This is a genomic window from Mesorhizobium captivum, assembly GCF_033977165.1.
GTDB lineage: Bacteria > Pseudomonadota > Alphaproteobacteria > Rhizobiales > Rhizobiaceae > Mesorhizobium > Mesorhizobium captivum.
In genome coordinates this window covers 1-25,490 of the sequence record NZ_JAVIJB010000050.1, presented here as the reverse complement: position 1 = coordinate 25,490, position 25,490 = coordinate 1, and the positions used below count along the sequence as shown (strand labels likewise).

The 25,490-nt window shown below is 64.2% G+C and carries 27 protein-coding genes and 1 tRNA gene; 10 read left to right on the top strand and 18 right to left on the bottom strand.

The window, feature by feature from the left end; translation table 11 throughout:
- Positions 1 to 42 precede the first annotated feature (42 nt).
- The gene (tauA, locus tag RFM40_RS29115; protein ID WP_320229650.1) at positions 43 to 1,056 is read right to left on the bottom strand and encodes a taurine ABC transporter substrate-binding protein; all 1,014 of its coding nucleotides are present in this window, start codon (positions 1,054 to 1,056) and stop codon (positions 43 to 45) included.
- A gap of 698 nt (positions 1,057 to 1,754) precedes the next feature.
- Here tauA and RFM40_RS29110 point away from each other — a divergent pair.
- Positions 1,755 to 3,095, top strand: coding sequence for an FAD/NAD(P)-binding protein (locus RFM40_RS29110; protein WP_320229651.1), 1,341 nt, complete (start codon positions 1,755 to 1,757; stop codon positions 3,093 to 3,095).
- A gap of 3 nt (positions 3,096 to 3,098) precedes the next feature.
- On the opposite strand, the gene RFM40_RS29105 is transcribed toward RFM40_RS29110, so the two are convergent.
- Positions 3,099 to 3,869, bottom strand: coding sequence for a type 1 glutamine amidotransferase domain-containing protein (locus RFM40_RS29105; protein ID WP_320278707.1), 771 nt, complete (start codon positions 3,867 to 3,869; stop codon positions 3,099 to 3,101).
- 112 nt (positions 3,870 to 3,981) lie between these two features.
- Between RFM40_RS29105 and RFM40_RS29100 the strand changes: the two genes are divergently transcribed.
- Positions 3,982 to 4,335 (top strand): winged helix-turn-helix transcriptional regulator, encoded by a 354-nt coding sequence (locus tag RFM40_RS29100; protein ID WP_320229653.1) that lies wholly within the window; start codon positions 3,982 to 3,984, stop codon positions 4,333 to 4,335.
- A gap of 13 nt (positions 4,336 to 4,348) precedes the next feature.
- Here RFM40_RS29100 and RFM40_RS29095 read toward each other — a convergent pair whose 3' ends face one another.
- The gene (locus tag RFM40_RS29095; protein ID WP_320229654.1) at positions 4,349 to 4,996 is read right to left on the bottom strand and encodes a cysteine hydrolase family protein; all 648 of its coding nucleotides are present in this window, start codon (positions 4,994 to 4,996) and stop codon (positions 4,349 to 4,351) included.
- Positions 4,993 to 5,322, bottom strand: a complete 330-nt coding sequence (locus tag RFM40_RS29090) for a hypothetical protein (protein ID WP_320278706.1) — start codon at positions 5,320 to 5,322, stop codon at positions 4,993 to 4,995. Before RFM40_RS29090 ends, RFM40_RS29095 begins: the two co-directional genes overlap by 4 nt.
- A gap of 421 nt (positions 5,323 to 5,743) precedes the next feature.
- Between RFM40_RS29090 and RFM40_RS29085 the strand changes: the two genes are divergently transcribed.
- Positions 5,744 to 7,180, top strand: coding sequence for a pyridoxal-phosphate dependent enzyme (locus RFM40_RS29085; protein ID WP_320278705.1), 1,437 nt, complete (start codon positions 5,744 to 5,746; stop codon positions 7,178 to 7,180).
- Positions 7,177 to 8,358: a cystathionine gamma-synthase gene (locus tag RFM40_RS29080; protein WP_320229657.1), complete on the top strand. Its 1,182-nt coding sequence runs from the start codon at positions 7,177 to 7,179 to the stop codon at positions 8,356 to 8,358. The genes RFM40_RS29085 and RFM40_RS29080 overlap by 4 nt, the downstream gene beginning before the upstream one ends.
- A 144-nt stretch (positions 8,359 to 8,502) precedes the next feature.
- Here the strand turns inward: RFM40_RS29080 and RFM40_RS29075 are convergent, their stop codons facing one another.
- On the bottom strand, positions 8,503 to 8,790 hold the full coding sequence (locus RFM40_RS29075) for a GIY-YIG nuclease family protein (RefSeq protein ID WP_320229658.1): 288 nt from the start codon (positions 8,788 to 8,790) through the stop codon (positions 8,503 to 8,505).
- A 251-nt stretch (positions 8,791 to 9,041) separates the two neighbouring features.
- Here RFM40_RS29075 and RFM40_RS29070 point away from each other — a divergent pair, with 251 nt between their 5' ends.
- The 3 genes from RFM40_RS29070 to RFM40_RS29060 all read left to right on the top strand — a co-directional run bounded on the left by RFM40_RS29070 (position 9,042) and on the right by RFM40_RS29060 (position 11,444).
- Positions 9,042 to 10,283 (top strand): D-amino acid dehydrogenase, encoded by a 1,242-nt coding sequence (locus tag RFM40_RS29070; RefSeq protein ID WP_320230172.1) that lies wholly within the window; start codon positions 9,042 to 9,044, stop codon positions 10,281 to 10,283.
- 52 nt (positions 10,284 to 10,335) lie between these two features.
- Positions 10,336 to 11,157 carry a maleate cis-trans isomerase family protein gene (locus RFM40_RS29065; RefSeq protein WP_320230173.1) on the top strand — a complete coding sequence of 274 codons (822 nt, stop codon included), beginning with the start codon at positions 10,336 to 10,338 and terminating at the stop codon, positions 11,155 to 11,157.
- Between the two features lie 104 nt (positions 11,158 to 11,261).
- Entirely contained in the window at positions 11,262 to 11,444 is a 183-nt protein-coding gene (locus RFM40_RS29060; RefSeq protein WP_189510882.1) for a hypothetical protein, read from the top strand.
- Positions 11,445 to 11,493: 49 nt separating this feature from the next.
- Here the strand turns inward: RFM40_RS29060 and RFM40_RS29055 are convergent, their stop codons facing one another.
- Both RFM40_RS29055 and RFM40_RS29050 read right to left on the bottom strand, forming a co-directional pair.
- Positions 11,494 to 11,997: a GNAT family N-acetyltransferase gene (locus RFM40_RS29055; RefSeq protein WP_320278704.1), complete on the bottom strand. Its 504-nt coding sequence runs from the start codon at positions 11,995 to 11,997 to the stop codon at positions 11,494 to 11,496.
- Positions 11,994 to 12,437, bottom strand: a complete 444-nt coding sequence (locus tag RFM40_RS29050; protein ID WP_430691745.1) for a type II toxin-antitoxin system TacA family antitoxin — start codon at positions 12,435 to 12,437, stop codon at positions 11,994 to 11,996. The genes RFM40_RS29055 and RFM40_RS29050 overlap by 4 nt, the downstream gene beginning before the upstream one ends.
- A 213-nt stretch (positions 12,438 to 12,650) precedes the next feature.
- Between RFM40_RS29050 and RFM40_RS29045 the strand changes: the two genes are divergently transcribed.
- Positions 12,651 to 12,842, top strand: coding sequence for a Flp family type IVb pilin (locus RFM40_RS29045; protein WP_320230175.1), 192 nt, complete (start codon positions 12,651 to 12,653; stop codon positions 12,840 to 12,842).
- Positions 12,843 to 13,025: 183 nt separating this feature from the next.
- Here the strand turns inward: RFM40_RS29045 and RFM40_RS29040 are convergent, their stop codons facing one another.
- Positions 13,026 to 13,331: a UBP-type zinc finger domain-containing protein gene (locus tag RFM40_RS29040; RefSeq protein ID WP_320230176.1), complete on the bottom strand. Its 306-nt coding sequence runs from the start codon at positions 13,329 to 13,331 to the stop codon at positions 13,026 to 13,028.
- A gap of 241 nt (positions 13,332 to 13,572) precedes the next feature.
- On the opposite strand from RFM40_RS29040, the gene RFM40_RS29035 reads away from it, so the two are divergent.
- Complete coding sequence (locus RFM40_RS29035; protein WP_320278703.1) at positions 13,573 to 14,352, top strand: class I SAM-dependent methyltransferase; 780 nt, start codon at positions 13,573 to 13,575, stop codon at positions 14,350 to 14,352.
- Positions 14,353 to 14,524: 172 nt separating this feature from the next.
- Here the strand turns inward: RFM40_RS29035 and RFM40_RS29030 are convergent, their stop codons facing one another.
- The 10 genes from RFM40_RS29030 to RFM40_RS28985 form a co-directional block, all read right to left on the bottom strand.
- Positions 14,525 to 15,244 (bottom strand): hypothetical protein, encoded by a 720-nt coding sequence (locus RFM40_RS29030; protein WP_320278702.1) that lies wholly within the window; start codon positions 15,242 to 15,244, stop codon positions 14,525 to 14,527.
- 125 nt (positions 15,245 to 15,369) lie between these two features.
- Positions 15,370 to 15,454: transfer RNA gene (locus tag RFM40_RS29025), tRNA-Leu, on the bottom strand.
- Between the two features lie 80 nt (positions 15,455 to 15,534).
- On the bottom strand, positions 15,535 to 16,155 hold the full coding sequence (locus RFM40_RS29020) for a 2,3-bisphosphoglycerate-dependent phosphoglycerate mutase (protein ID WP_320278701.1): 621 nt from the start codon (positions 16,153 to 16,155) through the stop codon (positions 15,535 to 15,537).
- A 37-nt stretch (positions 16,156 to 16,192) separates the two neighbouring features.
- On the bottom strand, positions 16,193 to 17,014 hold the full coding sequence (dapB, locus tag RFM40_RS29015) for a 4-hydroxy-tetrahydrodipicolinate reductase (RefSeq protein ID WP_320230180.1): 822 nt from the start codon (positions 17,012 to 17,014) through the stop codon (positions 16,193 to 16,195).
- Positions 17,011 to 18,870, bottom strand: a complete 1,860-nt coding sequence (locus RFM40_RS29010; RefSeq protein ID WP_320230181.1) for an ABC transporter ATP-binding protein — start codon at positions 18,868 to 18,870, stop codon at positions 17,011 to 17,013. The genes dapB and RFM40_RS29010 overlap by 4 nt, the downstream gene beginning before the upstream one ends.
- A gap of 135 nt (positions 18,871 to 19,005) precedes the next feature.
- Positions 19,006 to 20,031, bottom strand: a complete 1,026-nt coding sequence (locus tag RFM40_RS29005) for a glucokinase (protein WP_320230182.1) — start codon at positions 20,029 to 20,031, stop codon at positions 19,006 to 19,008.
- Positions 20,032 to 20,407: 376 nt separating this feature from the next.
- On the bottom strand, positions 20,408 to 21,490 hold the full coding sequence (mepA, locus tag RFM40_RS29000; RefSeq protein ID WP_320230183.1) for a penicillin-insensitive murein endopeptidase: 1,083 nt from the start codon (positions 21,488 to 21,490) through the stop codon (positions 20,408 to 20,410).
- Between the two features lie 68 nt (positions 21,491 to 21,558).
- Positions 21,559 to 22,464: an SDR family oxidoreductase gene (locus tag RFM40_RS28995; RefSeq protein ID WP_320278700.1), complete on the bottom strand. Its 906-nt coding sequence runs from the start codon at positions 22,462 to 22,464 to the stop codon at positions 21,559 to 21,561.
- Positions 22,465 to 22,476: 12 nt separating this feature from the next.
- Entirely contained in the window at positions 22,477 to 23,628 is a 1,152-nt protein-coding gene (gene queG, locus RFM40_RS28990) for a tRNA epoxyqueuosine(34) reductase QueG (RefSeq protein ID WP_320230185.1), read from the bottom strand.
- A complete protein-coding gene (locus tag RFM40_RS28985; RefSeq protein WP_278077066.1) occupies positions 23,609 to 24,301 on the bottom strand; it encodes a glutathione S-transferase family protein in 693 nt (230 codons plus the stop codon). The genes queG and RFM40_RS28985 overlap by 20 nt, the downstream gene beginning before the upstream one ends.
- 160 nt (positions 24,302 to 24,461) lie before the next feature.
- Between RFM40_RS28985 and RFM40_RS28980 the strand changes: the two genes are divergently transcribed.
- Entirely contained in the window at positions 24,462 to 25,268 is an 807-nt protein-coding gene (locus RFM40_RS28980) for an undecaprenyl-diphosphate phosphatase (RefSeq protein WP_320230186.1), read from the top strand.
- Positions 25,269 to 25,490 lie beyond the last annotated feature (222 nt).

Below are 25,490 nucleotides of genomic sequence, written 5' to 3'. Positions count from 1 at the left end.
CACGCGCGGCAGGGAAGAGAGGCCGCGCGAATTTTCAGTGCCTCAGTTCGAGGCAAGCGCCTCGCTGGCATATTTGGTCGTGACGTATTTCGAATAGTCGGGCAGCACGGCGTCGATCTTGCCCTGCTCCTTGAGGAAGGCCGACGTCGCCGCGATCGCCTTGACCGTGGCGCCGCCGAGGAACTTGTCGGAGGCCTGCTCGTCCAGCGTCGGGAAGACATAGCCCTTGAGCAGTTCCGGCACCTCTTCCAGCTTGGCGCCGGTGAGCTTGGCGATCTTGCCGGCTTCGGGCGAAGACGCCGACCAGGCGTCCGGCCTGGCCAGGAATTGGGCGTAGGCTTCGCCTGTCACCTTGACGAAGTCGCGCACGGCTTCCGGATGCTTGTCGGCGAAGTCGGTGCGCACGATCCAGGCGTCGAAGGTCGGCGCGCCCCAGGCCGCCACCTGTGATGAGTCCAACACCACCTTGCCGGAGGTCTTGACCTGGCCGAGCGCCGGGTCCCAGACATAGGCCGCGTCGATGTCGCCGCGCGCGAAGGCGGCGGCGATTTCCGGCGGCCTGAGGTTGAGGATCTCGACCGACTTCGGATCGACGCCCTCATGCTTCAGCGCCGCAAGCAGGCTGTAATGCGTAGTCGACACGAAAGGCACCGCCACCTTCTTGCCGGCGAGGTCGGCGACCTTCTCGATGACGGCGCCGTCGCGGGCGACCAGCGCTTCCGATGGGCCGATCAGGCCGACGACGAGGATGGTCTGGATCGGCAACTCGCGGCTCGCCCCGGCGGCCAGCGGGCTCGAGCCGACATAGCCGATGTCGACCGAGCCGGAAGCTATCGCCGCGATGACGTCGGCGCCGGAATCGAATTTGCGCCAATCGATCGCAGCCTTGGTGGCTTTTTCGTAGGCGCCGTCGGCCTGCGGCACTTTTGAGGGCTCGACCACCGTCTGGTAGCCGATGGTGATCTTGAGGTCTTCGGCCGCGGCCGGACCGAGATAGGCGGCGCCGGCAAGGGTTGCCGAGGATAGAAGCAGAATGCGTCTGGAAATGGCTGACATGAAAGGCTCCGTTCAGGAGAAAACCGGATTTGCCTTTCCATAGTCGGTTAATTCTATCGAGTTTGTAGAGTTAAATCCTTCCAACCGAGCGACCTTGGTGGAAAAAAGTCGCCCGGGATTGGTTGCGAGGGCGCAAAAGGATGGTCGCGATGTTCTGTCGGAGACTATACTAGACCCGCTAGACGCCGCGTTCCTTCACACCCCCTCTGTCCTGCCGGACATCTCCCCGCAAAAGGGGGAGATTGGCAGCCTCGTCGACGGCGCTCTTCCTCCAACGTTGGCGATTGGCGAAGGCGGCAGCGACGTCCGATCTCCCCCTTGCGGGGAGATGGCCGGCAGGCCAGAGGGGGGTGCTGGCCCGCCAACGTTTCGAATTTCCCTGCGCTGCGCGACGCTCGAATTCCATGGTATTCGCAAGGTCACTTCGTTCTCGCCCCTTCCCATATGACGAAGTCATGGAGCCCCCAGCGAACGAAAATCCTCCCGTCACCTTTCCCAGGTAAATCCGTGCCCCAGATAGCGGCGGAATTGAAACCAGGTTCCGTGTGCGAATGGTTTAGTATAGTAATCTTATCAACATTAGGGAGAGAGAACGATGCGCGACCACCTGAACCGCATACCGCCAGTCGTTCGTGATGCCAGCCTGACGGCGGCTTAGGCTTGATCGCGGCTCCTCGGTAGCTTCCGAATCCAAAGTCATGGTTGGACGCGGCAATTCCATCATCATTGTCGGCGGCGGCGCCAGCGGCGTCGTGCTGGCGGCGCATCTCTTGAAATCGCCGAACCCAGATCTTCGCGTCACGCTGATCGAGAAGCGGCCGCATTTCGGCCAGGGCATGGCCTACTCGACGCTGCTCTCCGCGCATGTGTTGAATGTCAACGCCTCCGGCATGAGCGCCTACGCCGACGATCCCACGAATTTCGCGCGCTGGGTGCTGGAGCGCGGTCTCGCCAAGCCGGACCAGGGACCGTTCTACGCACCGCGCAGCCTCTATGCCCGCTATCTGAAGGAATTGCTCGACGATCTCGAGGAACGCGAGCGCGAGTCCGGAAGGCTACGCCTGATCCGCGAGGAGAGCCTGTCGATCTCGCCGACCTCGGCGGGCGTCGAGGTGGCCTTGGCCAACGGCACCAGCGTCGTCGGTCATCTCGCCGTTTTAGCCACCGGCCATGACGAGCAGCCGGGCGCCTTCCAGGGCCGCGCCATCCGGATGGGCTCGGACGCCGACACCGTGCTCGACGCGCAAGCTCCGGTCCTGGTGCTCGGCACCGGCTTGAGCATGGTCGACGCTTTCCTCTCGCTCGAGCAGCGCGGCCACCGCGGCGGGATCATAGCGGTGTCGCGGCGCGGCCTGCTGCCCTCACCGCACCGCAAGGGCAACCCGATAAAGCTCGACGTCGCCGACATCCCGCTCGGCACCCAGCTTTCCTATTTCGTCGGCTGGTTCCGCAACCTGATCCGCGAGAACCAGAAGGCTGGCGGCGACTGGCGCGACGTCGTCGACGGCTTGAGGCCCTTCAACCAGAAGATCTGGCAGAACTGGCCCTCCTCGGCAAAACGCCGCTTCGTCGAGCACACCAAGGCCTGGTGGGACATCCATCGCCACCGCATGGCGCCACAGGTCTATCAACGCGTCACCGAAGCGGTCCGCTCGGGCCGCATCCGTCTCGTCGCCGGCCGGGTGGTGGACATCGAACCGAACGATGGCTTTGTCGTAAAAATCCAGCAGCGCGGCACGCAGGCGCTGGAAACGCTCGAGGTCGCCCGCATCTATGACTGCATGGGCATTGCCCGCGACATCTCGAAGACGTCCAACGGCGTCGTGCGCTCGCTTGTCGAGCGCGGCCTGGCGCGGCCGGACCCGCTTCGCCTCGGCCTCGACGTCACCGCCAGATGCGAGCTGATCGCGACCGACGGAACGGTGTCATCCAAGATCCTCGCCGTCGGGCCGCTGACCCGCGGCACCTTCTTCGAGATCGACGCCATCCCGGATATCCGCGTGCAGAGTGCCAAGCTCAGCAAGCAGTTGCTGGGCTAGGTTTCAACCGCCAAGCGCCTCGCACACCACCCGTGCGGTCTCGGCGCCGGAAAAATTCTGCTGGCCGGTGATCAAATTGCCGTCGCGCACGGCAAAGCCGCGCCACAAGCCGGCCTGAACATAGTTGGCGCCGATCGCCCTGAGCTCGTCCTCGATCCGCCACGGCATCAGATGCTTGCCGCGCTCGAGCGCGCCCATCTCCCAGGTCGCCTTGTCGGCGAAATCCTCTTCTGCATTGGCAAAGCCGGTCACGGTCTTGCCAGCGGCAAGCAGCGATCCGTCGGCGCGTCTGGCATAGCGCAGGATGGCGGTGCCATGGCAGAGCGCGGCCGTCACCTTGCCGGCCTCATGGAAGGCGACGAATGTCCGCTGCAGACCGGCGGCGTGTTCGTAGGTGAACATCGGCGACTGGCCGCCGGCGACGACGATCGCGTCGAAGCGCTCGACGTCGATCTCGGCCACCGGCCGCGTGTTGTCGACGAGGGCCAAGAGCTTCGGGCTCGAAATGAAGCCGAGCGAGATGAGGTCGGTCTCAGAGTAGCCCGATGGATCGCGCGGGTCGCTCAGCGCATCGGCCTCGCATTTGCCGCCATCCGGCGAAAAGATCTCGACTTGATAGCCGCGTTCGGTGAAGGCGAACCAGGGATGCGTAAGCTCGCTCCACCAGAAGCCGACCGGCCATCCGGTCGTGTTCGAGACGGCGGGATTGGCGATGACGATCGCCACGCGCCTGGGCTTTCGCACGTTGACCGGATTGGCATCTCGCACGCTCATCGTCGCTCTCCCTTCATGAAACTTTCACCGACAAATCCGGACACTGCAATCTGGCCACATGGCCGGGCAGATTTCGCTTCCGTCGCAGCTCGGCCCTGCCTACGATCGGCGCATGTCCCAACGCGGTAGACTCTATGGCTGTCCGGTCGAGTTCGCGCTCGATGCGCTCGGCGGCAAGTGGAAGACGGTGATCCTGGCGCGGATCAAGGAACGGCCGCTGCGTTATTCCGAATTGCGCCGGATGATCCCCTCGCTTTCCGACAAGATGCTGACCCAGCGCCTCGCCGATCTCGTCGAGATCGGCTTCGTCGTGCTCGAGACGTCGCCCGACGGCAAGGCGCGCTATACGTTGACCGAGCGCGGCCGCGACCTCGCCGCGGCCCTTCAGGCGCTCTACGACTGGGGCTCCCTGCATGGCCGCGCCGAAGGCGTGCGCTTCCGAGGCGATATCGAGGCGGCGGCTTAGCGGGACGATCTTCTCAACCCGCATCGGCAAGCGCGCCGCGAAAGCCCGCGACATCGGTGATGACGGCTTCGCCAAGGAAGCGGAGCGTTGCCATCGAGCGGTCGCGAGCCTCCCTGTTGCCGAAGCCGCATGCGTCCTCGATCACCACAGCGACAAAGCCATTGTCGGTCGCCTGGCGCACGGTCGGCTCGATGCCGATCTCCATGGCGATGCCGGCAAGCGCCACGGCGCGCACGCCGCAATCGCGCAGCGCAAAGCCGAGCGCGGTGGAATCGAAAGCCGACATTGTCAGTTTGTCGAACACCGCCTCGTCCGGGCGCGGCTCGAGCTCGGGTACGATCGCTGTCGCTTCGGCGTCGCGCGGGAACCAGGGCTCGATCGCATCGGGATCGTCGCGCCGCTGCCAGGCCATGGCGGTGCGCAACTGCGTGGCGCCCATCCATTTCAACGGCAGCGACAGGTGCCGCGTGAACGCTACTCGCATTCCGGCCGCGCGCGCCGCTTCCAGCACTGTGCCGGTGCGCTCGATGATCGCTGCGGCACCCGCGACTTGCCGGCAGATGCCGATTTGCATGTCGTAGACGACCAGCGCCATGTGGCGCGGGTCGCACCATTCGGCCAGGCTGGCCCCGATCTCGATGCCTTCGCTTGACCGGATCATGCCGCCGTCCGGTCCCAGGGCGTGGCGATATCGACGGTCGGGTCGAACAGGGATTCGAGCGGAAGCGGCGCGTCGAACGCGATGAAGTGCCATTCCAGCAGCCCGGCCTTGGACAGCGGGAAGTCATCGGTGTAGCGCCTGGCTTCCTCGACGCCGTCGAGCTCGAAGACGATGATGACGCCGCCGACGTCGGCGCGCGCATAGTTCTCGCGCACGATGCCTGCCTTCCACAGCCGCCAGACATTCGAGACCTCGTCGCGCAGATAGGGCCGCAGGTCGTCGAGCGTGACGCCGGGCTTGAAATTGTCAAAGGCAAGAATCTTCATCGGCCGTTCCTTGCATTGCTGTTCGCCCCGCGCTGCGTTCGGCTAGCATGGCGAAATCGGCGGCGGCAACGAACGACATGGTTCGTTGAAACGGCCGGTCGATTGCCCTTTCGTGCCGCAAAGGGCGGAACTGCTGATCTCCCCCCAAGCGGGGGAGATGTCCGGCAGGACAGAGGAGGGCGCTGTCCCGCCGGGCCTGCAACATTGAGGGCCGGTGCAGCGGGCTGACTCCGTCAGCCGCGAAATTCCATTCCCCCACTCGCCGCCGGATTGGCACGATCTATCTTCTTTCCAAGCGAAAAGGGCTGGAAAAGATGCTCGTGCGTGATCCGCGAATCCGGAATGGATTCCGGCCGGCATCATGCGCAAGGTCGTAAAGACTGGCCACCGGCGTCGAGCTTGCTGCCATGGAGGATCCGAGATGAGCGTGCACAGGAAAGCGGCGCCCGACGGCGCGGAAAGCAGTTTGTCGCGGTTGCGCCCGCCTTATGCCTCGGTGCTCGACCTGATCGGCCAGACGCCGGTCGTCGAGCTCACCAAATTCGATACCGGCAAATGCCGGCTGTTCATCAAGCTCGAAAGCCAGAATCCCGGCGGCTCGATCAAGGACCGCATCGCACTGTCGATGATCGCGGCTGCCGAGAAGGCGGGCCAGCTGAAGCGCGGCGGCACTATCGTCGAGGCTACCGCCGGCAACACCGGCCTCGGCCTCGCCCAGGTCGGCATACCCAAGGGATACCGCATCATCCTGGTCGTGCCCGACAAGATGTCGCGCGAAAAGATCCAGCATCTGCGCGCTTTGGGCGCCGAGGTGCGCATGACCCGCTCCGATGTCGGCAAGGGCCATCCCGAATATTACCAGGACATGGCCGAGAAGATCGCCGCCGAATTGGCCGGCGCCTTCTACGCCAACCAGTTCGCCAACCCGGCCAATCCGCTGGCGCACGAAACCACCACCGGCCCTGAAATCTTTACCCAGCTCGACGGCGATGTCGACGCGGTGGTGGTCGGCGTCGGCTCCGGCGGCACCCTCACCGGTGTCGGCCGCTACTTCGCGAAGCATTCGCCGAAGACCGAGATGGTGCTTGCCGATCCCGTCGGCTCGGTGCTGGCGCCGCTGATCAAGACCGGCAAGATGCAAGAGGCCGGTAGCTGGACCGTCGAAGGCATCGGCGAGGATTTCGTGCCGCCCAACGCCGATCTGTCGTTGGTCAAGAAGGCCTATTCCATCCCCGACAAGCAGAGCATGCTGGCGGTGCGCGATCTGCTGTCGAAGGAAGGCATTCTTGCCGGCTCGTCCTCCGGCACGCTGTTGTCGGCAGCACTTCGCTACTGCCGCGAGCAGACATCGCCCAAACGTGTCGTCACGCTCGTCTGCGACAGCGGCAACAAATATCTGTCGAAGGTCTTTGATGACATCTGGCTGGCCGAGCAGGGGCTTGACGACCACCAACAGCACGGCGATTTGCGCGATCTGGTGATGCGCTCGCCCCGCACCGGCGACATCGTCTATATCGGCCCGGACGAAAGCCTGCTCAACGCCTATGGCCGCATGCGCCGCTCCGATGTCTCGCAGCTGCCGGTGCTGGACGACGGCAAGCTGGTCGGCATCGTCGACGAGAGCGATATCCTGGCCAAGGTCGAAGGTCCCTATGACGGCCGCTGGGACCGTTTCAACGCCCCGGTGCGCACGGCCATGACCTCCACCTTGCATACGCTGCAGGCCAGCCAGACGCTCGATGCGCTGCTGCCCGTGTTCGACCGCAACGAGGTCGCCATCATCTTCGATGGCGAGGAGTTCATCGGCCTGATAACCCGTATCGACCTGATCAACCATCTGAGGCGCCGCGCAAAATGACCACAGCAAGATCGCCACTGGGCAGGAACCGCCTGGCCTTTTCCACCCGCACCATCCATGGCGGCCAGAGCCACGATCCCCTGACCGGCGCGGTGATGGTGCCGATCTACGCCACGTCGACCTATGGCCAGCAGTCGCCCGGCGTGCACAAGGGTTTTGAATACGCGCGCAGCCAGAACCCGACGCGCTTTGCCTTCGAGCGCGCGGTCGCCGACCTCGAAAGCGGCACGGCCGCCTTCGCCTTCGCCTCCGGACTGGCGGCGATCGCCACGGTGCTGGAGCTGTTCGACGCCGGCGTCCATGTCGTCGCCACCGACGATATCTATGGCGGTTCGTTCCGGCTGATGGAGCGCGTGCGCAAACGCTCGGCGGGCCTGCAGGTGAGTTTCGCCGACTTCACCGACCTTGCAGCCGTCGAAGCCGCGATCCGCCCGGAAACAAAACTGCTCTGGGTCGAGACGCCGACCAATCCGCTGCTGCGCATCGTCGATCTCGAGGCTGTCGCCGCGCTCGCCAGGCGCAAAGGCCTGCTCACCGTCGCCGACAACACTTTTGCCAGCCCCTACATCCAGCGGCCGCTAGAGCTCGGCATCGACATCGTCGTCCATTCGACGACGAAATACTTGAACGGCCATTCCGACATGGTCGGCGGCGTCGCGGTCGTCGGCGACGACAAGGACCTCGCTGACCGGCTGAAATTCCTGCAGAACGCCATCGGCGCCATTTCCGGCCCGTTCGACAGTTTTCTGGCGCTGCGCGGCATCAAGACGCTGGCGCTGAGGATGGAGCGCCATTCCGCCAACGGCCTGAAGATCGCGCAATGGCTGGAAGGCCGAAGCGACGTGCGCCGCGTCATCTATCCGGGGCTGGCCAGCCATCCGCAGCACGAGATCGCCAAGCGCCAGATGCACGCCTTCGGCGGCATGATTTCCGTCGACCTCGACCGCGACCTTGCCGGCACAAAGCGCTTCCTCGAACGCACGCAGCTCTTCACGCTGGCCGAAAGCCTCGGCGGCGTCGAAAGCCTGATCGAGCATCCGGCTTTGATGACGCATGGCTCGATCCCCGCCGAAAAACGCGGCGCGATCGGCATCTCCGATTCGCTGGTGCGGCTCTCGGCCGGCATCGAGGATGGCGATGATTTGATTGCGGATCTGGATCAGGCGTTGCAGGGCTGAATTGGTTTCGTGGTGAACCTTCGCGCCCCCTCTGTCCTGCGGGCGTATCCTTCGTCATTCTAGGGCGGAGCAAGGAGCGAAGCGACGCGCGCAGACCCTAGAATCCATGCCGTGACGCAGGAGCACCGCAGCGATGCAGAACGTTCACCACCCAATTCCGCGAAATAGCTCGAACCATTCCGGATTGGTCTTCTCGATCAGCTCAACCTTCCATCGGCGTGGCCAGCGCTTCAGCGATGTCTCACGCTGAATAGCATCGGCTATGTCGAAATACTCCTCGTACCAGACCAAACGCTGCACGCCGTAGCGGCTGGTGAAGCTGGAGCCTTGGCCGGTCTTGTGCTCGGGCATTCGACGGGCAAGGTCGTTGGTGACACCGATATAGATTGTGCCGCCTTTCTGGCTTGCGGTCATGTAAACGTAGCCTGTCATGCTGCGATCTTAGCTGGCACTGTCGCCAGCCGCTATTCTGGACCGTTGCGTTCTCGGCCGGGGTCACGGCATGGATTCTAGGGTCTGCGCGCGTCGCTTCGCTCCTTGCTCCGCCCTAGAATGACGAAGCGCCATTTTCGATCGTTCAGGCCGGAAGGGGCGCTGTCCCGCAGACATCTCGGTATGTGTGCCATTGCAGACCGCAATTCACACTCTAAACTGCCTCCCCACCTGCGATCTCCGGAGGCGTCATGCGCGTGATCGTGTTGGGTGGCGGCGTTGTCGGCGTCACCACCGCCTATCAGCTGCAGAAGGACGGGCACGAGGTCGTCATCCTCGAGCGCCAGGCCCAAGTCGCCGCCGAGACCAGCTGGGGCAATGCCGGCATGATCGCGCCCGGACATTCCTTTGTCTGGTCGTCGCCCAAGGCGCCGATGATCCTGTTGAAATCGCTGGTGCTGAAGGACCAGGCGCTGCGCTTCAAGCTGTCGGCCGATCCCAGGCTCTACAGCTGGTCCTGGCTGTTCCTGATGGAATGCACGGCCGAGAAGGCCAGGCGCAACACACTGCTCAAGCACCGCCTTGCCGCCTATTCGCAATCGGTCCTGCACGAGGTCATCGCCGGCGAGCAAATAGAATACGACCGCAACGGCCGCGGCATCCTCTATTTCCACCGCAGCCAGCAGGCGCTCGACAAGGGCATCGAGCACATGAAGCTCTTGGAGTCGGACGGACAGGAGATCAGGGTGCTCGACCGCGACGGTGTCGTCGCGCTCGATCCGTCGCTGGCTTCCGCGAAAGACAAAATCGCCGGCGGCATCCATTGCCCGACCGACGAGACCGGCGACCCGGCGAAGTTCACCCGGGCGCTGGCAACGAAAGTCGTCGAACGCGGCGGCGAAATCCGTACCGGCACCACCATCAGCGGCATCGAGACATCGGGTGATGGCGTAACCCAGGTGCTGACCGACAAGGGGAATTTCAAAGGGGACGCCTATGTGCTGGCGCTCGGCTCCTACAGCCCGCTGATCGCCAGGACGATCGGCATCGGCCTGCCGATCTATCCGATCAAGGGCTATTCGCTGACCATTCCCGTCGGCAACCGGCCGCATCCGCCGACCATCGCTTCGGTCGACGAGCACAATCTGGTCGCCGTCTCGCGCTTCGGCGACCGCATCCGCGTCACCGCCACGGCCGAATTCGCCGGCTACGACACCAGCCACAAGCCGGCCGATTTCGCCTTCATGAAAGGCGTAACGCGGGAGCTTTATCCCGAAGGCGCCGACTATGACCGCGCCGAGATGTGGGCGGGCCTGAGGCCGATGACGCCGAACAACCTGCCCGAGTTCGGACGGCGGCGCCTGCGCAACCTCTATCTCAACACCGGGCACGGCCATATCGGCTGGACCATGTCGCATGGCTCGGCCCGCATCACCGCCGATCTGATCGCCGGCCGCCGGCCGGCCATTTCCATGGATGGGCTTTTGAACTGAACGCAGGGTCCCGGACGGGATTCGAACGGGGATCGACGAGAAAGGGAATGCCATGTCCGTCAGCGCAGCCGCTACCCGCCTTCAAGCTTCGGGACCTGTCGACCCCAAGCCAGTCGACCTCGGCATATTGCCGTCGGAGCTCGACCGCGGCCTCGCCTCGCGCGCGGCGATCGGGCTTGCGATCCTCGCCACCGACCAGACGCTGGAGCATGAATTCCGCGCGCTGGTGCGCATCCCGGGCGTCGCCTTCTACGAGGCCCGTCTCTTCAACGACAACGACATCACGCCGGAAACGCTGCGCGCCATCGGTCCGCGGATCGCGCCGACCGTCGACCTCATCCTGCCCAGCATTCCGCTCGACGTCGTCGGCTTCGGCTGCACCTCGGCGACCATGACGCTCGGCGAGGAAGCCGTCTTCGCCGAGATCAGGAAGGCGCGGCCGGGCGTTGCCTGCACCACGCCGGTCACCGGCGCGCTTGCGGCGTTCAAGGCGCTCGGCGCCAGGGGCATCGGGCTGCTCACGCCCTACGCGCCCGAGATCAACCGGGGCCTCGTCAGTTACTTCACCGGTCGGGGCCTCGATATATCAGCCGTCGCCACCTTCGACCGGCGCGATGATCGCGAGGCGGCTCGCATCTCGCTTGCCTCGATCGAGGCGGCGGCCGAGCGCATGGCGGCGGCGCCGGGCGTGGACGCGATCTTCATCTCCTGCACCAGCCTGCGCGTCGCCGAGGCGGTGGCGGGGCTGGAACGGAAGATCGGCATTCCCGTCACCTCCTCCAACCACGCCATGGCCTGGCACTGCCTGCGCCTTGCCGGCGTCGACGACGTCGTGCCGGCGGGTGGAAGGCTGTTCGCGCTGCCCGCAAACTGAACATTTTTCGGATTCGGAGCGTTCGAATACGTCGGGGTTAACGGTTCCGGAAAAGGTTGCTTAACGCTTCGCTACTATGTCCCGCCCCGGGGAGGCAGGACAGAGTGAGCGCGATGAACGACAGCCCCGAAAAGCGCAATGAATGGCGCGCCATTTTCTACGTGCAGGCGCGCGTCGCCATTTTGTTTGTCCCGATCATCGTCAGCCTTCTGATTATCGGCGCGCTTGCCGGCAACGACCGCGATCCCGCGGCAATAGACCGGACCGTGACGAGCTCGGTGAAATAGGCAGTCGGCCGTTGGGCCTCTGCCCACTTCAGCTACTTTCGCTGGCAGGTTATTCCTTTGGTCTGATCGCCTCCCGCAGATCGGCGAGGGAGATCACCAGCGTCATAGGATCGAGGGGCGAGGGGTCGAAGCCCATTGCCGAGTAGAAGCTTCGCGCTTCATCCGAGATCGCATGGACCAGGATGCCGCGAATGCCGAGCGACCCGGCCGCATTCATCACCCGGCGGGCTGCATTCTGAACCAGCGCTCGGCCCAAGCCCTGGCGTTGACGGGATATGTCGATGGCAAGGCGGGCAAGAATGGCGACTGGAATCGAATCGGGCATATTGCGCCGGAACCGGCCAGGCACATTGCCGGCAATGACGCCGCCCGAGGCGAGCGCGTAATAGCCGATGACCTTGTCGCCATGACAAGCAACAAAGGTGCGTGTTGTGCCGCTGTCTTGATTGGTGAGCGCCCGGCGTTTGAGCCAGTCATCCGACACCGGAATGCCGGATGAAAAGGAAGACAGATCGTGGGTACGGTCCAGCGGTACCGGCGCCTGAACCGTCACTTAATTTCCCATGGCAAGGACGCGTTCATCAGTTCGGAGAGTCGCTCGTTCGACTTGGCCGGCACATCGAGCAGAGCACGAAATTCCGCATAGGCTTCCGGCGAAACCTTGATAAGCGTGCGGTCGAGCAGCGTGTCCTCGGCCACGCGCCGGGCGGCATCGAGGATGAAATCCGTTCGGGTCTTGCCAAGCGTCCGCGCGGCTTCGTCGATCAAGCCGCGCTCCTCGGGCTTGATGCGCATGTTCAGCGTGCTTCTCTTCGACGTGTCCGGAGTTTCGTGCTTCATTGGTCCAAAGTAGGTGCCTGTAATGACGTTGTCATTATAGTGATAGTGGGCGTTATTTGCGCCGTAACGAATGTAGATGCCGACAAACGTGCCTTTAGGGCGGTATAGACAAAGGCTGCGTGCAGAGCAATTCGCCAGGACCAAATCTTTCACTGAAAGTCAGTCATCGATCATTCTATCTAGACACCGTTTGCGTTGCATATTAGACATTACTTAATTACAATATGCCATAGGTGCTCGATATGACTCGGTCATTATTGCAGAAATAGCGATTGTAACAGAATCTTAACTGCTTCCATTAAGGTATTCAAAATCGTTCCTTTATAGGTTGCGGAGGTCACTAACGGGCAACAAGGGAATCCTCCAATGCTCAATCTAATCAAGCGTTTCAAGAACGACGAATCCGGTGCGACCGCGATCGAATACGGCCTGATCGCGGCACTGATCGCACTGGCGATCATGGTCGGAGCAACCTCGCTCGGCTCGGCGTTGAACTCCAAGTTCTCGCTCATAGCCGACTGCGTTGCGGACCCGAAAGCCGCTGGATGTCCGCAATAAGTTCCGCCCACGTGTTACAGCACGGGCTTTTTGGGTCGCCCTCGGGCGACCCTTTTTTTGCGCGCCAGGAACCTAGAACGGGTCACCGTTTCACGGAAACGCCGAACCGCGCTAACTCTTTGTTTTTACGCAATTCCGGGCGGAAAACCGTTCATACTTTTCCTGGAATTGCACTAGGCGGTCTCAAACAGACTTTGGGATCGGGCCGTTCTGCGGGGTCGTGCGCTCGCCGAGGTCGATGAACACCTCATCGACGTAGCACCAGCCCCAGCCCTCCGGTGGGTCGTAGCCCTCGATCACCGGGTGCCGGGTGGCATGAAAATGCTTGGTGGCGTGGCGGTTGGGCGAGTCGTCGCAGCAGCCGACATGGCCGCAGGTGCGGCAGAGCCTGAGATGCACCCACCAGGATCCGCTCTTCAGGCATTCCTCGCAGCCGAGCGCGCTCGGCGTCACGTCCTTGATGCCGTCCGTATGCCTGCATTCGTCCATCACGGTCTCCTCGCCGATTCACGGAAGCGGCCATGCCGCGACCGTAGCGCCAGGGTTGCTAGGTTTGAAGCGGTTTGTTCGACGCCTGGCCGGAAGAGGGGCTCGCCCTTTTCACCCTTCGCTCTTGCTACAATCGGATGCCGCGGCCAAGAGTGCAATTCAGTGCCGCGACGGCTTACAAGGCTGTCGTGGAAACGGCAGAGCAGCCAACGTCCTTCGGCAGCCAAGATAAAGCGGGGTGATGGCATTGGAATGCGCTGACTTCTATGACTTGGAACTGGCACGGTACAATCGGCACCTTGGGGCGGCTGCCGGTGTCGCGATACGTGACCGGGTGCTGGACATCGGTTGCGGTGCGGGACAAACGACCCGCGAGGCGGCACGCGTCGCCGTCGACGGAGAGGTGGTCGGCGTGGATACGTCCGGCGAGATGCTCGAAGTTGCGCGGCGGCGTTGCGCCGAAGCCGGGCTGCGCAACGTGGCCTTTGAGCAGGGAGACGCGCAATCCCATCCGTTCCCTGCTGCCAGTTTCGATCTTTGCATCAGCCGGTTCGGAGTGATGTTCTTTGCCGATCCGGCGGCGGCATTCGCCAATATCGGCCGGGCGATGCGGCCGGGCGCGCGCCTTGTGTGCATGGTCTGGCAGAGTCAGGAGCGCAACGAGTGGTCAGGAGCCATTCAGCAGGCCCTGAACCCGGAAAGCACGCCGTCCGGGGATGTCCCCATGGCGTTCTCACTCGGGGATCCTGCCGTCGCTGCAGATCTTCTCAGCGCGGCCGGATTTATATCCATCGACTTCACTGAGGTGAATGAGCCGGTCTTCTACGGGCCGAATGTCGCGGCCGCGTTTGATGCTCTCGGCAGCTTCCAAATGGTGAAGGAAGCGCTTGCCCGTACGGCCGAGCCGCCCGGTAAGGTGTCGCGGCGGCTGCGCGATATGTTAGAGGCGCACATGACGGCCGAGGGCGTTCTGTTCGACTCGCGTGCCTGGATCATCACCGCCCGCCGTGCGGTCGGATAGCTGGCGAAGCCTGGAAATCAGGCGCTCATATCGTGCGGTCTTCCCTCGCCAAGGCTTCGGAGGACACCCCCCTTCGCTCTTAAAACTCCGGGTGGCCTGCCATCCGAAGCTCGAAGAGCGAAGGATGGTGCCCAGGAGAGGCGCGCATCACTTTTTGACGCAATTCCAACCGCTATCCGAGCGACGCTGCCAGCTTGCGCAGCGCCCCCTGCGGGTCATCTGCGATGACGGAGCCATGCGAGACAAGGATGCGCTTCAGCGCCGGCTGTTCCGCCCATCGACTCAATTGCGCTGCGAGTGCCGCCTTGTCGCCGACCATCGCCAGCTTGACCGGCCAGGGTATATGCGGCTCATCACCGGCAAATCCCATCATGCGCAATGCCCAGCCTGCAAAGCCGGATGCATCGCGGATGTTGCCGACGATGTCATTGAGAACGAGCGTCGTGCCGTTTGGTCCGTCGACTTGCAGCGCCGCTTCGCGATCGCGGGTTCCGGGGACGGTGATGAGCTTGACGTCGGGATCGCCAAAGTCGCCGCGTGTCGCATCGATATGTACCGCCTTCTCGACACTGTTAAGCGCGCCCGGCGGTGCAATCACCTGAAGAGCGGGATAGCGGTTCTTCCATGGCTTTGCATCGAGCCGGTGGTGATCATTGGGGACGATCAGGAAGGCCAGCTGGCCGAAGGCCTCGATCGCGCGCATCTGTTCGTCGTCGAGCGCGATGGCGCTGAATATAACGAGCCGTTGGTCGCGCAATCGCACCACGGTCATGCGCCGTTTCATGTTGCCGACGGGCATCGGTATGTCGCCGGTCACCGTCAGAATATTGTCGTCGACAGGGGTGAGCCTGCCATGCGGCAGAACCTTCCATTCCTTGAATGGCTTGGGCATCACGGAACCTCGGGTTAACGCGACAAGATAGGAACGGTTCAACCCGAGACGAGTTGCCGGGCACAAAAAAGCCCGGAAAATCCGGGCTTTTTGCTCATCGCGTCAGAACGTCTGAAACGGGAATTTGGTGCCCAGAAGAGGACTCGAACCTCCACTCCTTGCGGAACACGGACCTGAACCGTGCGCGTCTACCAATTCCGCCATCTGGGCTGGTGGGCGCTCATGTAAGCGGGCAATCGAAGCGTGTCAACGCGCTTTTTTGCGGAGCGCGTTGGTTGAGCCGGCTTGCCTCACCCCTCCAGCACTTCCTTCTTCGCCACCGTCGAATCGGCATTGAGCTTGTAGATGACCGGTACGCCGGTGCCGAGCTCCAGCTTGACGATCTCCTCGCCGCTCTTGCCGTCCAGCGCCATGATCAGCGCACGCAGCGAATTGCCGTGGGCGGCGACCAGCACCGTTTCGCCGCGCAGCACATGCGGCTGCACATCGTGCAGGTAATAGGGCCACACGCGCGCGCCGGTGTCCTTCAGGCTTTCGCCGCCGGGCGGCGCGACGTCGTAGGAGCGGCGCCAGATATGCACCTGCTCCTCGCCCCATTTCTTGCGCGCGTCGTCCTTGTTGAGGCCTGAGAGGTCGCCATAGTCGCGCTCGTTGAGCGCCTGATCGCGGATGGTCTTCAGACTGCTCTGGCCGACCACGTCGAGGATGTGCTGGCAGGTCTTCTGCGCCCGCTTCAGCGCCGAAGTGTAGGCGATATCGAACTGCAACCCGCGCGCCTTGAGCTTCTCGCCGGCGGCAAGAGCCTCCGCATTGCCCTGCTCGGTCAGGTCGACGTCGCGCCAGCCGGTGAACAGGTTCTTCAGGTTCCATTCGCTCTGGCCGTGGCGCACGAGCACGAGAGTTCCCGACATGTTTGCTCCTGATAACGTGGTTTGGATAAGAGCCGCCTCAGCTCAGGCCGAGCACGTCCCGCATGGAATAAAGCCCGGGCTTCTTCGCGCGGGCCCAAAGCGCCGCCTTGACTGCGCCGCGGGCAAAGATCGCCCGGTCCTCGGCCTGGTGGGAGAGCGTGATGCGCTCGCCGGTGCCGGCCAGGATCACGCTGTGCTCGCCGACCACCGAGCCGCCGCGCAGCGTGGCGAAGCCGATCGTGCCGGTCTTGCGCACGCCGGTATGGCCGTCGCGCACCCGCACGCTGTTGTCCTTGAGCGCGATCTCCCTGCCCTTCGCCGCCGCCTCGCCGAGCAGCAGCGCCGTGCCCGACGGCGCGTCGACCTTGTGCTTGTGGTGCATCTCCAGGATCTCGATGTCGAAATCTTGCGGCTCGAGCGCGCGGGCCGCCTGCTCCACCAGCACCGCCAGAAGGTTGACGCCTAAGCTCATATTGCCGGATTTGACGATCGTCGCATGGCGCGCCGCAGCCGCGATCTTGGCGTCGTCGTCGGCCGAGCAGCCGGTCGTGCCGATCACATGGACGATGCGCGCCTGCGCGGCGTAGCCGGCGAATTCGACGCTTGCCTTGGGCGCGGTGAAATCGAGCACGCCATCGGCCTTGGCGAAGGCCGGCAGCGGATCGTCGACGATCGGCACGTTGATGATGCCGATGCCGGCGAGCTCGCCGGCATCCTTGCCGAGATAGGGCGAACCTGGCCGTTCAACGGCGCCGGCTACTCTTGCACCCGGAATCGTGTGGATGGCGCGGATCAGCGTCTGGCCCATCCGGCCGGCCGCACCAACCACCACCAGGCCCATGTCGCCCGTTTCGCTCATGCGCTTCTCCCGACGGCCTTCTTCGCGCGACTGCGCGGGACCGGAGTTTGGATTGGCTTGGCGTCGTCGACAAGCCCCAGCCCCTTCTTGCCCTGCACACGGTGGAAGCGGGCATAGACGCTGTGCGGGTCGGCCATCAGTGCGGCATGAGTACCTTCCTCGACCAGCCGCCCTTCTTCCAGCACGATGATGTGGTCGGCATTGACCACCGTCGACAGCCGGTGCGCGATCACGATGGTGGTTCGCCCTTCCATGACATGGGTCAGCGCTTCCTGGACGCGCGCTTCCGCCTCGTTGTCGAGCGCCGACGTCGCCTCGTCGAGCAAAAGGATCGGCGCCTGGCGCACGATGGCGCGGGCAATCGAGACGCGCTGGCGCTGGCCGCCCGACAGCGTCACGCCGTTTTCGCCGACCGGCGTGTCGTAGCCCTGCGGCTGCTGGCGGATGAAGTCGTCGGCCGCCGCCTGGCTCGCCGCCAGCTCGATCTCGGCGTCCGAGGCGGAAAGCCGTCCGTAGCGAATGTTGTCGCGGATTGTGCCTTCGAACAGATAGGGCGCCTGCGAAACATAGGCGATCGATTGGCGCAGCGACTGCTTGGTCACCTTGGAAATGTCCTGGCCGTCGACCACGACGCTGCCGCTGTCGACGTCGTAGAAGCGCTGCAAGAGTGCCACCAGCGTCGACTTGCCGGCACCGGAGGCGCCGACGATCGCCGTCACCTTGCCGGCGGCGGCGGTGAAGCTCAGGTTCCTGAGCACCGGCATGTCTTCGGTATAGCTGAATGTGACATTGTCGAAGCGCACCTCGCCGCTGGCGATCCTGGCCTCGGCCGCGCCGGGCGCGTCGCCCTGCTGCGGCTCGAGGTCGAGCAGCTCGTAGATCATGCGCGCATTGACCAAGGCCCGCTCCATGCCGACCTGCATGCGCGCCAGCCGCCGTGCTGGATCATAGGCGAGGATCAGCGCGGTGATGAAGGAGAAGACCGCGCCCGGCGGCTGACCGAGCACCAGCGCGCGGTAGCCGGAATAGGCGATGACGCCGGTGACGGCGAGGCCGGCCAGCAAGTCGGAGATCGGCGTCAGCCGCTCAGAGACGCGGGCGATCTTGTTGCCACGCTGCTCGGCGCTCTCGGAAAGACTGCCGATGCGGCGCGCGAGCTCTTCCTCCATGGTGAAGGCCTTGACGATGGCAATGCCTTGCGTCGCTTCCTGCATGGCGCCGATCAGCCGCGAATTGATCTGCACGGATTCGCGCGAGATGCGCCGCACCCGGCGCTGCAGGTAGACGACGGCCCAGATCAACGGCGGCCCGATCAGCAGCGAGGACAGCGACAACAGCGGGTCCTGATAGATCATGACGCCGATCAGGCCTATCAGCGACACCCCGTCGCGCGCGATCGAGGTCAGCGTCATCGACAGAAGATCGCGGATGCCGTTGATGTTTTCGTTGACCCGCGCCGCGAGCTGACCCGAACGCGTGTCGGTGAAGAAGCCGACCCCGAGCTTCATAAGATGGTCGAAGATTCGGCGCTGGTAGCGCGCCACCAGATTATTGCCGATCCTGGCCAGCGTCACCGCCTGGCCGTAGGTGGCAAGTCCGCGCAACACGAAAGAAGCCATGATGCCCGCGCAGATCAGCAAGATCAGATCGCCGCGCCGCTGATAGAAGATCTCGTTGACGACCGGGCTCATGATCCAGGCGGCGAAGGCCGTCGTGCCCGAAACGACCAGCGAGCAGGTGATGGCCACCACATAGGCCCAGCGGTATTCGCGGCCGTTCTCGGCGATGATGCGGCGCAGGATCGCCCAGGTCTCGCCCGGCAGGGCCTTCGCTTGAGGTTGAAGCGACTGGTTCAAATCGGGGTTTGTTCCGTGATTTTTCGGTTGCCTTCGCAGCAGGGCCGCAATTTGGCACCCCTCTTAGCGCTCCGGTCGTGGCTTGCCTATGGCGAAACTTCGTCGCGGCTCATAACAGGTCACGGACCCGTAGCCTCAAACGGCCGCCCGCCAGTGCCGTCCCACGGTCTGGACGCCGAACAGCGCTGGGGTCCTGGCATAGGCGGCGAGGCCGAGAAGCGCGGCCAGCGGGTGCGTGATGACATAGACCGGCATCGCGCGCATCAGCGCGCTATGCGGCGCCTTGTCCTCGAAAGCGGCGCGGAAATTGCCGGCTTTCAGCGCCGGCACGATTTTTTGCGCGATGCCGCCGGTCAAAAACACGCCGCCCCGGCTCATGAACACCAGCGCCACGTCGCCGGCGGTGCGGCCGAGGCAGGTGACGAACAGCGACAGCGCTTCTTCCGCCACCGCGTCGGATTTGGTGAGCGCTGCCGCGGTGACCTCTGCCGGCGTGGTGAAGGGCGCCGGCTTCGCGTCGGCCTTGGCCACCGCGCGATAGAGGTTGACCAGCCCGCGGCCGCACAGGATCTGCTCGCCGGAGATGCGGCCCTCGAGCTTTTCGATATGCGGGAAGACTTCGAAGTCGCGCGCCGTGCGCGGGCCGATGTCCATGTGCCCGCCCTCGCCCGGCACCGGTATCCAGTGGCGCAGCGCATAGATCAGCCCGGCGACGCCGAGCCCGGTCCCGGGGCCGAGGACGACCCGGCCGGCGCTCGGCTCCGGCGTGCCGCCGCCGATCTTTTCCATATGCTCTTCGCCGAGCGCCACGACCGCCAGCGCCTGCGCCTCGAAATCGTTGAGCACGACGATCTCGCTCAAGCCGAGATTGGCAAACATCTGGCGCGGCTTGACCACCCAGGGGCAGTTGGTGAGCCGGATCTCGTCGCCGTCGACCGGGCCGGCAACCGCCAGCACCGCCGAATGCGGCTGGATCGACGAGCGATCGAGCACCGCCGCCTGGATAGCCTCGTCGATGGTGGCGAAATTGGCCGTCTGGACGATCTGCGGCTCGGTCGCTTCCGAATTGGCGTCGAGCACGATCGAGAAGCGCGCATTGGTGCCGCCGATATCGCCGATCAGGACCGGAAACCGCAGCGCTGTGTCGTCTTCGCCTGCCATGCTCTTTGTTCGTCCCCGTTCGGGCGAATATGCCGTTGTCTGTTCGTTGAACTAGCGCATGGACTTGCAAAGGGAAAGCCGGTTTGGCCTCAGGTTCATGGCATTTGCTTCAGCGTTGAGGTCGCCCTCGCTCACCTTTCAGCCTTTGCGCTGCCCCTCACCTGCCTGCCGGCATCCTCTCCCCGTATAGTGACGGGGAGAGGGGTGCTCTCATCGGCGGTTTCGCTAATCGCCGACATTGCAAGAAGGGAGCCGGCGTCGCAGTCAGCCCCTTCTCCCCGTCACTATACGGGGAGAAGTGCCCGGCAGGGCGATGAGGGGCAGCGCCGACCTCGACAATTGGCTGTCCCTAGCGCGGAAGCAATTGCCCCCGGCCTCAGTTCCCCGGCCTTGGCCTTGGCAGCGGAATGCCAATTTTCGGCGTCGGCGCGAAGGCGCTGGCTGCTGCGGGAAGCACAGCATTGCCGCTGGAGATCGTCTCGGCCGGCTCGGTCGGTTCCTGCTTCGCGGCCGCCACCGCTGCCGCGCCGCCGCTCTGATAGGTGACCGCCTCCAGCGAAGGCGCATCCGGCGCGGCAAGCACCGCCTGGCACTCCCTCGGCAGGGTGGCCATGGTCATCAGGTCGCGGGCCTTCGGCGCATCCGGGTTCTTGTTCGGTCGCCAGGGCTCCTCGGTGAACCACCAGGCAAGCGGCTTGCCGCAGCCGTCGTCGTCAGGCGTCGCCTCCTGTGCCTTGCAGTCTGGCGACCCAGGCTGGCAGCCGATGCGCATGTGGAAATGATAGTCGTGGCCCCAGAACGGGCGGATCTTGCGCAGCCAGGAACGGTCGCCGGTGACCGTGTCGCAAAGCTTCTTCTTGATGCCCGGATTGACGAGGATGCGCTCGACTTCCGCGTAGCTCGCCGCGCGCTTCAACAGCCGCGTATGCGCCGGCGTCCAAAGCGCCTCCTTCACCAGATGCGTCTTCTCGTCGACCATCAGCGTCGCGCTCATGGTCTCGCGCTCGGCAAACGTCAGCGGGCGCCTCGGCATCGGCGTCAGCCAGATGTCGGCATCGAGGCCGATCTGGTGCGAGGCATGCCCGGTCATCATCGGACCGCCGCGCGGCTGCGAAACGTCGCCGATCAAAAGACCCGGCCAGCCATCCGCGCGAGCATCGCGGGCGAGCTTCTCGATCAGCGCGATCATCGCCGGATGGCCCCAGCGGCGGTTGCGCGAGGGCCGCATCACTTCCCAGTTCGGACCGTCCATCGGCAGAGCGACGCCGCCGGTGAAGCAGCCTTTGGAATAGAAGCCGAAGGATTGCGCCGGCGCCACCGCCGGAAGTTTCCTGGCGCCGAACAGGTCTTTTGCACGGGGTTCTGCCGAGATCGCGGCCGCCGCCAGCGCGGCTAAAGTCACCAGCGCAAACGCGGCGGTCAGGAACGGCTTCCTGTCGGGCAGCGATCGGATCGTCATCAGGGTCCCTCTCCAGTCACCCATGCGGCGCTCAGGCGAATCATAGCACGGCGCACGTCATCCTTCGATCACGAGCGTTTCATCGGGCTGCGCGGTTCTCCGTCCCGCCAGTTGCCGTCGGCCCACATCCGCTCCAGCGCCACCCGGTAATTCGGGAAGCGGAAGCTGTAGCCGGCCGCCTTGATCGCCGTGTTGGCGACGCGCTTGTTCTCGCCATAGAAGGAACGCGCCATGGGCGAAAGTTGGGCGGTCTCGAAGGGAATTTCCGGCGGCGCCTCCACGCCCATCAATTGGGCGGCATAGACGACGACATCCTGCGGCGGCGCCGGCTCGTCGTCGGTGACGTTGAAGATGCCGCCGAGATTGTTCCCGGCCAGGTGCCACAGAGCGCCGGCGATATCGTCGCAATGGATGCGGTTGAACACCTGATCCTTCTTGACCAGCCGCCTCGCGGTGCCGTCCTCGAGATTGACCAATGCGTTGCGGCCCGGGCCGTAAATGCCGGAGAGCCGCAGGATCGCCACCGGTTTTCCGATCTCCCGGCCGAGCCTCAGCCAGTCCTTTTCGGCCGCCACCCGCATCATCGAGCGCTTCGATACCGGTCTGCATTCGGCGCCCTCATCCACCCAGGCGCCGCCATGGTCGCCATAGACGCCGACGGTGGAGAGATAGCCGATCCATTCCAGCGCCGGCATCCTTGCCCGGATCGTCTCGCCGGCGGCGTTGAGCACCGGATCGCCGGCCTCGCCCGGGGCGACCGAGACGATGAGATGCGTCGTTTGCCGAAGCACGTCGCTGATTTCGGGCGTCAGCGAACCATCAAAGCGCAACGGCCCGATGCCCGCCTGCCGCAACACCTCGAACTTCTCCGGCGCGCGGGTCGTGCCCAGGATCGGCGCGCCCTGCCCGTTGGCCTGCGCGAAGGCCCTGCCGGAATAGCCGGCGCCGAAAATGAAGAAGCGTCTTTCGCCCATCAATGAACCTCTTCAACGCTCCTTCGCAGAATCCGGCAGCGCCAAAAACCATTCGTTGCGCACCGCAGCATTGCCTTCGGCCTTCAAGGCCGATGCCGCGAGCTTGGCAAGATCGCGCCGAGGCATCAGTCGCGAAAGTGCCCATACCGCCGCACCCCGCACCAGCGGCGAGCCGTCGTCGAGCAGGCCTTGCACGATCGGCGTCAGCGAGGCATCGCTCGAATTGCCGGCGGCGATCAGCACGTTGCGGACGAAACGGTCGCGGCCGATGCGCTTGATCGGCGAGCCCGAGAAGAAGGCGCGGAACGCCGCGTCGTCGAGGAGCAAGAGTTCCGAAAGCGACGGCTCGCGCAGATCGGCGCGCGCGGCAAGCTTGGCTTCCGAGGCAACGCTGGCGAACTTGTTCCATGGACAGACGGCGAGGCAATCGTCGCAGCCATAGATGCGGTTGCCGATCTTCTCGCGGAATTCGTGCGGGATCGGCCCCTTGTTCTCGATGGTGAGGTAGGAGATGCAGCGCCGCGCATCGAGCCGGTAGGGCGCGGGGAAAGCATCGGTCGGGCACACATCGAGACAGGCGCGGCAGGAGCCGCAATGGTCGATTTCAGCTTTGTCCGGCTCGAGCTCGGCCGTCGTGAAGATCGTGCCGAGGAACAGCCACGAGCCGTGCGCGCGGCTGACCAGATTGGTATGCTTGCCCTGCCAGCCGAGGCCGGCGGCTTCGGCCAGCGGCTTTTCCATCACCGGCGCCGTATCGACAAACACTTTGACGTCGCCCCCGGCGCGCGCGACGATCTTGCCGGCGATCTCCTTCAGCCGGCCCTTCATCACGTCGTGATAGTCGCGATTTTGCGCATAGACCGAGATCGCGCCGCGATCGCGCTTTTCGAGGACGTCGCGCGGATCGCGATCCGGGCCGTAATTCATCGCCAGAACGATGATCGAGCGCACCTCCGGCCACAGCGTCGAGGGCTCGGCTCGCCGCTCGATGGTCTCGGCGATCCAGTCCATCGAGCCGTGAAAACCGTCGGCGACGAATTCCGCCAGGCGTGCGGGCGCCAGCGGGATCGCGCCGGGCCTGGTCACGGCGACCGCATCGAAGCCGGCGCGCCGCGCCTCCGCGTCGATCAGCGCGCGTAAGTTTTCAGAAGTCGAGGTCCGCATAATGTGATACCGGCGACAGGCCGCGTACCCGGTCGGTGAGCAGCGGCCGGAACGACGGCCGTGATTTCACGCGTGTGTACCATTCGCGGGCTGCCGAGTGCTCGCGCCAGTCGATCTCACCGAGATAGTCGAGCACCGAAAGCGTCGCCGCTGCGGCGAGGTCGGCATAGGTCACCTTGTTGCCGGCCAGCCAATGGCGCGTGCCGGCGAGCCAGTTGGTGTATTTCATGTGCTGGCGGATATTGGCGCGCGCGGCGCGGATCGCCGCCGAATCGGGCGAGCCGCCGCCTGCCGTCTCCGGCATGACCGGCTTCAGCACGCGCTCGCGCACCAGGTGGCGGGTGACCTCGCTTTCGGCCTTGCTGAGATACCAGTCGGTCAGCCGGCGGATTTCGGCGCGCTGCATCGGGTCCTCGGCGAACAGCCGCTTGTCGCGCTTGAGCACCCCGCGGGTCTCATCGAGATATTCGGCGATCACCATGGCGCCGACGATCGGCACGTCGCCCTCGGCAAGCAGGATCGGCAGCGTGCCGGCCGGGTTCAGCGCCAAAAACTCCTTACGCCGCGTCCACGGCTTTTCCTCGATCAGCGCCAATTCCTCGCCATACTCGCCGAAAGCGAGACGCACGAACCGGCAGGTGGCGAACATCGGATGGTGGAAAAGCGTCAGCATGGTTCCGCGATGATAGGGCGCACTGGCGAATCGGTGTCAGCGCCGGTAAGTCTTGGCGGCCCGTCATGCGGCCGTCACGGTGTTGCGACCTATAGGGGGACTTCCGCGCCGTGACAAGCAAGCCGTTGTCTCCAGTCGTCCCCGAAATCCTGAGGTTGCCATGGAAAGCCAGACCATCGTCGAAGCGCTGCTGCTTGGGCTGCTGGAGGGCCTGACCGAGTTCATCCCGGTCTCCTCGACCGGCCACATCCTGCTCGCCGGCCATTTCCTCGGCTTCCATTCGACCGGCAAGGCCTTCGAGATCCTGATCCAGCTCGGCGCGATCCTGGCGATTCTGAGCGTCTATTTCCGCCGCCTGTGGAAGATGGTGCTCGAACTGCCCTATGACCGGCTGACCAGGCACTTCGTCATCGGCATCCTGATCGCCTTCCTGCCGGCAGCGGTCATCGGCGCGCTGGCGCATGACTTCATCAAGACCTTCCTGTTCGAATCGCCGCGGCTGATCTGCATCATGCTGATCATCGGCGGCGTGGTGCTGCTCGCCGTCGACCGCATGAACCTGAAGCCGGTCTATCGCGATGTCGAGCGCTTCCCGACCAGGCTCTATCTGCAGATCGGACTGTTCCAGTGCCTGTCGCTGATCCCCGGCACCTCGCGCTCCGGCTCGACCATCGTCGGCGCGCTGCTTCTAGGCGTCGACAAGCGCGCGGCGGCGGAGTTCTCCTTCTTCCTGGCGATGCCGACCATGGTCGGCGCTTTCGCCTTCGACCTGTTCAAGAACCGCAACGTGCTGACCTCGGCCGATCTGCCGATCATCGCCGTCGGTTTCGTCGCCGCCTTCGTCACCGCGCTGTTCGTGGTGCGCTTCCTGCTCGATTTCGTCTCGCGCAAGGGCTACTCGCTGTTCGGCTGGTGGCGCCTGGTGGTCGGCGGGCTCGGACTGGTGGCGTTGTTCATTTGGGGGTGACTCAGAGCGGGGCGAGATTGGCATCTTTTTAGACGCTTGCGCTGCCCCTCACCTGCCTGCCGGCATCCTCTCCCCGTATAGTGACGGGGAGAGGGGCGCTCTCATGGACGACTTCGCCAATCTCCAGCGTTGCAAGAACAGCGCCAAGGCTGCGGCCAGCCCTTTCTCCCCGTCACTATACGGGGAGAAATGCCCGGTCCACCCTCCGCAGCTGCAGCGCAG